The 9,606-nt window shown below is 59.0% G+C and carries 8 protein-coding genes; 6 read left to right on the forward strand and 2 right to left on the reverse strand.

Going from position 1 to position 9,606, the window contains the following annotated elements:
• The coding region (locus tag A2J01_RS28200; RefSeq protein ID WP_197494324.1) for a PucR family transcriptional regulator at window positions 1-523 on the forward strand (523 nt) is incomplete at its 5' end.
• 1,428 nt (window positions 524-1,951) lie between these two features.
• Entirely contained in the window at window positions 1,952-3,412 is a 1,461-nt protein-coding gene (locus tag A2J01_RS28210; protein WP_058228005.1) for a wax ester/triacylglycerol synthase domain-containing protein, read from the forward strand.
• A 211-nt stretch (window positions 3,413-3,623) separates the two neighbouring features.
• On the opposite strand, the gene A2J01_RS28215 is transcribed toward A2J01_RS28210, so the two are convergent.
• Window positions 3,624-4,331, reverse strand: a complete 708-nt coding sequence (locus A2J01_RS28215; protein ID WP_125050456.1) for a hypothetical protein — start codon at window positions 4,329-4,331, stop codon at window positions 3,624-3,626.
• Window positions 4,332-5,117: 786 nt separating this feature from the next.
• Between A2J01_RS28215 and A2J01_RS28220 the strand changes: the two genes are divergently transcribed.
• On the forward strand, window positions 5,118-6,371 hold the full coding sequence (locus tag A2J01_RS28220) for an NAD(P)/FAD-dependent oxidoreductase (protein ID WP_021333986.1): 1,254 nt from the start codon (window positions 5,118-5,120) through the stop codon (window positions 6,369-6,371).
• Here the strand turns inward: A2J01_RS28220 and A2J01_RS28225 are convergent.
• On the reverse strand, window positions 6,343-7,734 hold the full coding sequence (locus A2J01_RS28225; RefSeq protein ID WP_064114050.1) for an amino acid permease: 1,392 nt from the start codon (window positions 7,732-7,734) through the stop codon (window positions 6,343-6,345). The two genes, A2J01_RS28220 and A2J01_RS28225, sit on opposite strands and share 29 nt — an antisense overlap.
• Window positions 7,735-7,923: 189 nt before the next feature.
• Here A2J01_RS28225 and A2J01_RS28230 point away from each other — a divergent pair, with 189 nt between their 5' ends.
• From A2J01_RS28230 to A2J01_RS28240, 3 genes are all read left to right on the forward strand, one after another.
• A complete protein-coding gene (locus A2J01_RS28230) occupies window positions 7,924-8,394 on the forward strand; it encodes an SRPBCC family protein (RefSeq protein WP_003941500.1) in 471 nt (156 codons plus the stop codon).
• A gap of 34 nt (window positions 8,395-8,428) precedes the next feature.
• Window positions 8,429-8,881 carry a hypothetical protein gene (locus A2J01_RS28235; RefSeq protein WP_003941524.1) on the forward strand — a complete coding sequence of 151 codons (453 nt, stop codon included), beginning with the start codon at window positions 8,429-8,431 and terminating at the stop codon, window positions 8,879-8,881.
• Window positions 8,871-9,606: DNA polymerase III subunit beta family protein (locus A2J01_RS28240; RefSeq protein WP_064114051.1), on the forward strand; the 736-nt coding region annotated here is incomplete at its 3' end. The genes A2J01_RS28235 and A2J01_RS28240, both read left to right, overlap by 11 nt.

The following is a 9,606-nucleotide window of genomic DNA, read 5'->3' on the forward strand; positions in this document are numbered from 1 at the left end:
GTTGATCGACTCGACGTACCTTGTTGTCGGCGCTGACGAAGCGAACGCCCGCCGACTGTTGGAGGACTTCCTCAGCCGCGCCCGCACACGAGCACAACTTGCCGTTGCGGTGGGCCGCACCGTGAAATCAGCCAGCGAATGCCATTTGTCACGCGCCGACGCCGACCATGTTCTGGGCGCGCTGCGACACAACCGGTCCGGCGGGATTGTCGCGGGTATGAACGACACCTTGGCGTCGGTACTGGCCTTACATGTTGCCGACATATTCGACGGACTGAGCACCGCCACACCTATGCACGCCCTGGAAGGGTACGACCGTCGACATGGAAGCGAACTCGTCGCAACGGCCCACACCTTCCTCGACAAGGGCGGTGATGTCGCGAGTTCCTCCGCAGCATTGCATGTTCACCCCAACACTCTCCGCAATCGATTACGCCGCTGCAAGGAGATGTGCGGGGTTGACCTGAGCGACGCGGACACTCGACTGATCCTGATGCTTCAGTTCAAACTACGAAGTTCCTGAGCCGGCGAAGAAGGTATCGGAGCATCTCCCGTGCCGCTCCACTTTGGGAGGTATTCGACAAAATATCACCCAAAAGTATTAACGACCAGTCCGCCAAAAGTCATAATTACCGGCCACGATTCCCAAAACCCAGCAATTCGGCAATCATCAATCTTGCAATCTGGTTAGCGTTCCGCAAGATCTTCCTCTCACGGCCCAAATAGGCCATTTTGGTTGCCTGACCAGCATAAATGAAACACGTTTCAGTTTGGTTCTACAAATTCCTAGTCAAAGTGGACTTGCTCGAGCTAACCTCATTCTCGTCACGCCACATAAGACCCCGAACGCCACACGGATCTCTTAGCAGAACGATCGCAAGGGTCCGTGCACTAGTCGAACCTGCTCTTTGTGGAATGCAACAAGCATGCGCCGATGTACAAAAAGTCTTCCAGATCTATCGAAAGGATGGAACTTCATATGATCGCAATGTTCCTTCAAGCAACGGCTGCGTTGTTCACCGGATTACTGGACAATGTATGGAGCGGATCCCTAGTGCCCGGCATCGAGGGCGCCACCGGCTCGCTAGCCGGATTAATCGAGACCGGCTCATCGCAACCCTGATCCATTTCAGAACATCACCCAACGACAGGAGTAAACGATGGATCTAGGATCGATGGTGCCTTACCTCAAGGAACCGATAATTTTGCAGATCATTTCATTGCTCGTATACAGAGGCTCCATGGCGTCAGTCGACTTCGACTGGCAACCCCCACTCGGCTGACTTCAACAGAATTTCCTACCGTGATAAAAATCTACCGCAAGGAGCGTTAGCATAGTGGATACAGCAAGTATCATCGACGCAGTCACGAGCATTGATTCGCAATCATTGCTTCCCCCGTTCGTTTATGTGCAGGAAATAGTCGACGGCATCTTCAAGTCTATCTCCGCAGCCATCAACCTAATGGCTAGCGGTTCTGCAGGTATTGGTGGAAGCATTCAGACCGCCCTCGGCTCGACCGTTGCCCCGTAGTCGGGAGAGGAGACAATAATGTTCGATCTTTCAATGAGCTATCTGTCGGATCTGGTGGGATTTGGCTCAATCGACCTAGTAGGTACGTTCGCGAAGTATCTCAACACCCTGTCCGCGTACACGCCGACGCCGCTCTAAGGAAAGGTGATTTACAATGCTGCAAAGATATATCACCAGTTTGATCGCCTGGGCTACTGGGACCATAGAGTTGACCGGCCTGGGAAGTACCATTCTGCAGAAGTAAATTCTCTGGTGCAACTTCTCTACTCTGAACTTCGATGATCCCCGAGGCTCCAATTCGCCTCGGGGGTCATTTCGCGTTCCAAGCACGAGAGTTTTCCAGGCACGAGAGTTCCGGGCCACGAGAGTTCCGGGGCACGGACACTTTGATCCGGCACCCGCCACGTGAGGAGTTCGACATGAGACTGCCCAACCTGCTGGATGCGGCTGTCACACAGGTGAATCCGCGAGACGCGGACTTCGTCTACAACGAGTCCGCCGGCCACCTGAAGCATCTGGTCGGCGTGTACTTCTTCGAAACATCTCAGCACCCAGCCGCAGAATTCACGCAGGCGCAAGCCGTCGATTGGGTCACCGCCAGGCTCGGACACAATCGCATGTTCACCCACCGAATCCAGCACACGCCACTGGGACTCGGCCATCCGTACTGGGTTCCAGACCCCAACCTGGATGTGGGCGACCACGTGCGGGTCAACGCGATTTCCGAGCCGGGTTGGGCACCATTTCAAGAAATGCTCAGCGCCCTGCTGACCTCGAGAATGGATCTCAGCCGCCCACCCTGGGAACTGCACTTTTTCACGGGGATCGAGGGGCTTGACGCTCTACCCGGCAGGCTGACGGCGGTTGTGCTCAAGTCTCATCACAGCGCGGCCGACGGAATCGCGATCCGAATGCTGGGTGAAGCCATATTTTCGGATGCGCAACGGCCGAGGAAATCAGCACCTGCAATACGGTTCCTACGGGGACGTCTCTTCACGCGATCAGTGCTGAGTTTCCCCGGCCAACTTATCCAGTTCGCCAAGAGCATTCCGGGCAATCGGGCTGCTGCCCGTGCGGTAGTCGAGGCGAAGAGTGCTGGAGAATGGGACGAGTGCATCTACGAAAGTACTAGCACCCGCTTCAACTGCAAGGTAAGCGGGTCGGCATTGGTGGAGCCGATCATCCTCGCAGGCAACGAGGTTCGGCATGTGAAGAACGCAGTCCCCGGAGCGACTGTCAACGACGTCCTTCTGGCTGTGGTCGGTTGCGCGATGGCGCGATACCTTACCGAGAAGAGCGAAGCGCCTCGAGGTTCTCTGTTCGCGATGGTTCCGCGGTCCATGCGCAAGCAAGAGGAGTGGGAGTCCGCAAACCAATTGGTGAATCTGTCCGTGAACATGCACACCACGATCACGGATCCGCTGAAGAGACTCGCTCTCATCGCAGAGTCTGCACGCTCGGAGAAGGCCCGTACGTCCCACACAGCGGTCCGGCGGATGAGCACAGTGTTGGAGACCCTACCCGCTCCGATAGCGCGGTTGATGGCATATTCACGTCACCATGACGACTACAAGCCGGATGGGCCGCGGTATCAGCACACGATGGTGAGTAACATTCCGCTCTCGGTCAACGGACTGACCCTGAACGGGGCAACTGGCACTGCCGTACTCGCTAATCAAGCACCGGTCGACGGTGACGGGCTGCGGCACTTCATGGTAGCTGCGAGTGGCGGCAACCTAACGCTCAACGTGATTGCAGACGCCGCAACGATGCCAGATCTAGGCCACTACCTGGAGTTGCTTCGCGCGAGTTTCGAGGAACTGAAGGAAGCCGCAAAGACGCGTGAGCTCGAGAGCAACTCGACCGTCATCGCATCCTGATCCCTTATTCACCAAGACATTACGAGCCCGGCCTACCACTGCGGTAGGTCGGGATTCTTGTCGAGCGGGTAATTCTGCACGTAACTCGCATCCACATGGTCTGGAAGCGCCTCCCGGCACACACTTCTGGCACTCACGCACAAGACTACGCAAAACAGCGCTGCCTGAGTGGGGTGTCAGGCAGCGCTGTTATCACCGGGGTCCGGATTGACTATGGATGCAGAACGCCCGCACCCGAATTCAGTGCCGGGTAACTACCGGTCGCACCCACCGCATTGGCGGGAATGCATGAGGTCGGCGCACTGACTGTCCCGAAGATAGGCACTGACGCCTTCGATGTGAAACGGAAGTAATTCGCCGAGAAGTTATACATCTGGGCCGCGGTGCCCTGAGTGTCGAACTTCACGTCCAACGCACTGTTCCGAGTTTGGAAACTGATCTTCGGAAGCTGGTATGTCACGCCTACGCCGACATCCGCACCGTCCACGATCAGTTGCGATCCGGTATCGGTGAGAGTGACCGTGCCTGTGTAGCCCGAACCGGAACCGGCCACCAGTGCGGCCGATCCTGCGACGAACGTCGCTGGGTCATAGCGGTAGACAAGCCTGACGTCATCAATGCCGAGGAATGTGACACCCGAGACGCCAGAACTGCTGGGCGTCGTCGCTGAACCGGGCTGAAGGGTGTATGAATTTACCCCGGGCGTGGCATTCACAGTGACGTGGTTAGCCGTGACCGAGGTTGGAACTACCTGATCCACGGTCTGCCCAACACTTACAGCGCGGCACGCCTGGTTATAGCTCGTCACCGTCGTACCTGCAGTTGCCGACGCCGGTGCAACTGCTGCGAATACCATGCCCGCCGAAGCAGTTGCTACTGCTAGAGCGGCCACCGTACGTTTTGCCGTTGAAACATGCATATCTTCTACTCCTCATTCCCTTTCGGGATCGGTTTATAGCGTTGATAGCACTTCCTGCCAAAACGCAGTTCGAGTAAAGTTGAACTACTGCATTGACAGCCTCCGCATCACCGGAATTTTCGCGGCGAAGGGGAAGTCTTTGAGGCCGTGCGCAGCACGATAGGATTTGTTCACTACCGATGCACGACCGAAATCTTGACAACGGAGATTAGCGATACGACATCACCCGGGAATCATGTCTCGATTCCGAAAAAGAGGACGTCCGACCGTGAGAAACCACCTCCAATCAGCTGGTTTGGTAGCACCCATTCCACTGGATGCTCACACCGAGCGGTAAGTTGGAACAGCTGATCGACGATTGAAGGCCATTCACGATTTGCCGCTTATGTGATGACCGTCACCATACCTCAATTACTAGAACTTGTAACAGTTTTTGAAAGAAATCTCTCGACAACTTGAAATGGCGCCCCCACTTACATCCAGGATTTGCACGCGACTAATACCAAGGAACTAACATTCAGCGAAACATTAATACTAAAGTATTAACAACGCAGCTCATTCGAGAGATGGTTAATACTTTAGTATTAATTCAAAAGTTCCAGCGCATTCACGAACCGACTCACTGTGATTCGCTTCCCAAGCGAGGGCTGTGCACTCGCACAACGCATTCCCCGAAGCTGTGGCCGAACGGCCAGTCCTTTTGCCGCCCCCGCGATTCATGCTTGAGAGAAGAGCCGGATGTGACCGGCGTCTCGGTTCGAGCAGAGTCTGTAGAAGGAGTGCGTCATGGGAACTCGTCAGAGCCCCGATCGTGTGGTCGTGGTCGGTGCGGGCGTTGTCGGATTGTCGACGGCCTGGTTCTTGCAGGAACGTGGAGTCGAGGTCACCGTCGTCGATCGCGACGGGGTCGCAGCCGACGCGAGCTGGGGCAACGCCGGTTGGCTTGCCCCCGCATTGACGCTTCCGCTGCCCGAACCCGCAGTGCTCCAATACGGCTTGCGCGCGATGCTCAGCCCGTCGTCCCCGGTGTACGTGCCACTGACCACCGATCTGAAGCTGATTCGGTTCCTGGTCGGGTTCGCGCGCCACTGCACGCCGTCGAAGTGGCAGGAAGCGATGTCGGTCTACACCGAGGTCAACCGAACAGCCTTGGGCGCGTATGACGAACTCGCCGACGGTGGCGTCAAAGAGCTGACGCGCCTGGCCGATCCTTTCCTCGCCGCGTTTGCGTCCGAGAAGGACCGACAGACCTTGGTGGACGAGTTCCACCACGTCGAAGCTGCCGGCGGAGAAGTCGACTTCGACCTCCTCGACTACGACGCGATTCATTCGCTCGAGCCTTCACTCGGCCAGGGTGTGAAAGCCGGTTTGCGCCTGCGCAATCAGCGTTTCATCGATCCCCCGTTGTTCGTGAACTCGTTGGCGGACGCGGTTCGTGAACGCGGTGGAGAAATCGTCAGCGGTTTCGACGTCACGCAGATCGACGATCGGGTCGGCGGAGTCACTGTTCGCAGTGCACACGGTGATTCACGCGACGGCGACGCCGTGGTCATCTCGAGCGGTGCCCGCTTGAACAAGCTCGCTGCACCGTTCGGTGTGCGCAAACTGGTGCAGGCCGGACGCGGATACAGCTTCAGTGTCAAGCCTGAGCACCTCCCCAAGAACCCTGTGTATTTCCCCACCCAGCGCGTCGCATGCACTCCGTTGCACGATCGCTTCCGAGTGGCCGGAATGATGGAATTCCGCAGCCCTGACGCGCCGCTGGATCCGCGCCGAGTGCAGGCGATCATCGATGCGGCCAAGCCGATGCTCAGCGGCATCGACTGGACTGCGCGGGAAGAGGAATGGGTGGGATCACGACCGTGCACTACCGACGGCTTGCCGTTGATCGGAGCCACGCGCTCGCCGCGCGTGCACGTCGCCGGTGGTCACGGGATGTGGGGAATCGCTCTGGGTCCGTTGACGGGAAAGATGGTGGCCGACTCGATGACCGGTGCTCAGACGCCGACCGTCATGAGTCACTTCGATCCGCTGCGCTGACAGCCGGTTTCACCCACTTGTAGTACGCGCCCGTCAGCAGAACCAGCCATCCGGCGCCGACGAGCAGCGCAACTCGGGTATCGGCGATGACGCCGAGCAACACGATGACAAAAGCCAGGAACACGATCGCGAAGATCTGACCGTACGGCCACAGCGGCACTGGAAACTTCAGTGCCGCTGTTTCGTCTGCACTCATCTGAGCGCGGGAACGGAACTGCGAGAGCAGGATCATGATCCAGACGAAAATGGTGGCGAAGGTCGCCAGCGAGGCGATGACGAGGAACACCTGGTCCGGGATCAGGTAGTTGAGCACTACTCCCACCAACAGGGCAACGGTCATGATGACAACGGTCATCCACGGAACACCGTTGGCGGAGACTCTCTTCATCACCTGCGGGGCCTGGCCGGCATGCGACATTCCGAACATCATGCGACCCGCACCGAAAACGTCGCTGTTGATGGCCGACAGGGCTGCGGTGATGACGACGATGTTGAGGATCGATGCGGCCGTTCCCAATCCGAGGTTCTCGAAGATCTGGACGAACGGGCTGTTGTCGGAGTTGATGGTCTGCCACGGAATGATCGCCATGATGACGGCGAGGGTGCAGATGTAGAAGAGAATGATGCGCACCGGGACCGTGTTGACGGCTTTCCTGATGGTCTGCGCCGGATCCTCGGCTTCGCCCGCGGTGATACCGATGATCGCGGTGCCACCGAACGCGAACATGACGATCGCGAAACACGCGACGAATCCGCCGAAGCCCGTCGCGAAGAACCCGCCGTCCGACCAGAGGTGGCTGATTCCGGCATCGGTGTCGTGAACGCCGAATCCGAACACGATGATCGCGATGCCGCCGGCGATCATCGCGATGATGGCGGTGATCTTCACGAGCGTGAACCAGAATTCCAGTTCGCCGAACACCTTGACGCTCAACAGGTTTATCGCGCCGATGAAGAAGACGACAGCCAGAACCCAGATCCATCTCGGTACGTCCGGGAACCAGAACTGCATGTACAGGCCGAAGGCGGTGACGTCGGCGAGGCACACGATCACCATCTCGAACGTGTACGTCCACCCGGTCATGAAACCGGCGAGTGGTCCGAGGTGCTTGTTCGCGTACTCGCTGAACGAACCGGAAACCGGGTTACGGACCGCCATCTCGCCGAGCGCTCGCAACACCAGGTAGACCGCGATACCGCCGATCAGGTAGGCCAGGAGCACCGACGGGCCGGCTCGTTTGATGGCCTCGGCGCTGCCGTAGAACAGTCCGGTTCCGATGGCTGATCCGAGGGCGATGAAGCGGATATGGCGCGCTGTCAGCCCTCGCTTGAGGCCATCCTGCGTCGCTGCGTCGCTGTTCACTTCTCGGTACTCCAGTCGGATGGATCGTCATACGTGCGCGAACCATTGTCCGCTACCACCGCGCGTGTTCCCGCACGACCCTGTTGGACGGCCGTACAGTGACCTGACACACATGGTCCATTGACGGATCGCTTACGATCGACAAAAGTGTTTGTAACTTTACGTAGCATCAACTCGACTGGAGAGACTGTGTCCAACACCCTCGAAGCAAGCATCGACATCGACGCATCACCGCAGGACGTGTGGGCAATCGTCGCCGACCTGCAGCGCATGGGCGAATGGAGCCCCCAGTGCAAGGTGATGAAGGTAATCGGCGGGACCGTGCGTGAGGGTGCCAAGACGATCAACGTCAACCGCAAGGGCCTGCTGGTCTGGCCGACGTCGTCGAAGGTCGTTCGCTTCGAGCCCAACAAGTCGGTGGCGTTCCGCATCGCGGAGAACCGCACGATCTGGTCCTACGAACTCGAGCCGACCGCTACCGGCACCAAAGTGACCGAGCGTCGCGAGGCTCCCACCGGAACGTCGAAGGTCTCGCAGTTCCTCGTCAAGACCGTCCTGGGCGGAAACGCCGACTTCGAGGTCGAGCTCGTTGAAGGCATGAATGCCACCTTGAAGCGTGTGAAGAGCGAGGCCGAGGCGGCTGCACGCACCTCTGCTTGACCCTCGACCTGGTCGAGGCATCAGGATCCGTTCCATGGATCCCGTGATGACACAGATAGCGCAGGCACAAGAATTGGCGAGCTCCGGCGATCGAGCCGGGGCTCGCTCTGCGTTCGAGAAGGTGTGGGAAGAGATCAGCGCCGCCCCCGATGCGCTCCACATCGTCTCCCTCGCGCACTACATGGCCGACGTTCAAGACGATCCGGCTCAAGAGCTCTGCTGGGACCTGCGCGCCCTCGACGCTGCAGATTCGTTGACCGACGCGCGAGCCCAGGAACACCACGCATCGCTGCAGGTCGCCGGTTTCTATCCATCGCTGCACCTCAACCTGGCTGCCGACTACCGCAAACTCGGACGCGACACCGAGGCCGTCGAGCATCTGACGAAGGCCGAGGCGTCGGTCGGCACACTCGCCGACGACGGTTACGGCCGGATGATCAGGGGCGCCATCGAGCGACTGCGGGCAGAATTGATCCGTGACCACTAGTTCCGCCCTCTTGACGATCGGCGAGATGTCCAGGGCGTCGGCGCTCCCGATCAGCGCGCTGCGGTTCTACGACAAGGAAGGCGTGCTCGTCCCGCATTCCGTCGATCCGCACACCGGTTACCGCTGGTACACCGACGATCAGCTCCGCGACGCCCGCATGATCGCCGGTATGCGACGCGTCGGTGTTCCGATCCGCGACATGATGGCCGTCCTGACCGGGCCGGAACCGCATTCGTGCCTGGACGCCCATCTGCGCAACCTCGAGGACGGTCTCGCCGACGCCCGCGCCGAACTGGGGCGAATTCACCGGCTGATCGATTCGCTACCTGCCTCCGGCGGCGTGGACATCGACTCGTGGGATCTACGACGCGCACTCGACGCCGTGCTGTTCGCAGTGAACGAGGAATCGGAGTTCCCGATACTTCGCGGCGTCCACCTCGACATTCACGACGGCGTCGCTGCGTTTGTCACCACTGATCAGTTCCGGCTCGCGGTCGCCGAGGTGAAAGTTCACTCCGCTCTGACGGTGTCCGCTGTCGTTCCCGTCACCTTCGCGCGATTGTTACGCGACGTCGCCGGCGTCGTGACGTTGACTTTCTCCGCGCGCACGGTGACTGCGTCGTATCCGGGAGGTGAGGTGTCCAGTCCCCTGATCGAGGACGGAGAGTTCCCTGATCACCGAATCCTGCGCGAGCACCACAACGCCGTCGAACTGAGCGGCGACC

This window comes from Rhodococcus sp. EPR-134 (assembly GCF_001647205.1).
Classification (GTDB): domain Bacteria; phylum Actinomycetota; class Actinomycetes; order Mycobacteriales; family Mycobacteriaceae; genus Rhodococcus_F; species Rhodococcus_F qingshengii.

Bases quoted from the DNA above. Each gene is read 5' to 3' on its own strand.
- A2J01_RS28210 (WP_058228005.1), top strand. From the start codon at position 1,952: ATGAGACTGCCCAACCTGCTGGATGCGGCTGTCACACAGGTGAATCCG.
- A2J01_RS28235 (WP_003941524.1), top strand. From the start codon at position 8,429: ATGGATCCCGTGATGACACAGATAGCGCAGGCACAAGAATTGGCGAGC.
- A2J01_RS28215 (WP_125050456.1), bottom strand. From the start codon at position 4,331: ATGCATGTTTCAACGGCAAAACGTACGGTGGCCGCTCTAGCAGTAGCA.
- A2J01_RS28220 (WP_021333986.1), top strand. From the start codon at position 5,118: ATGGGAACTCGTCAGAGCCCCGATCGTGTGGTCGTGGTCGGTGCGGGC.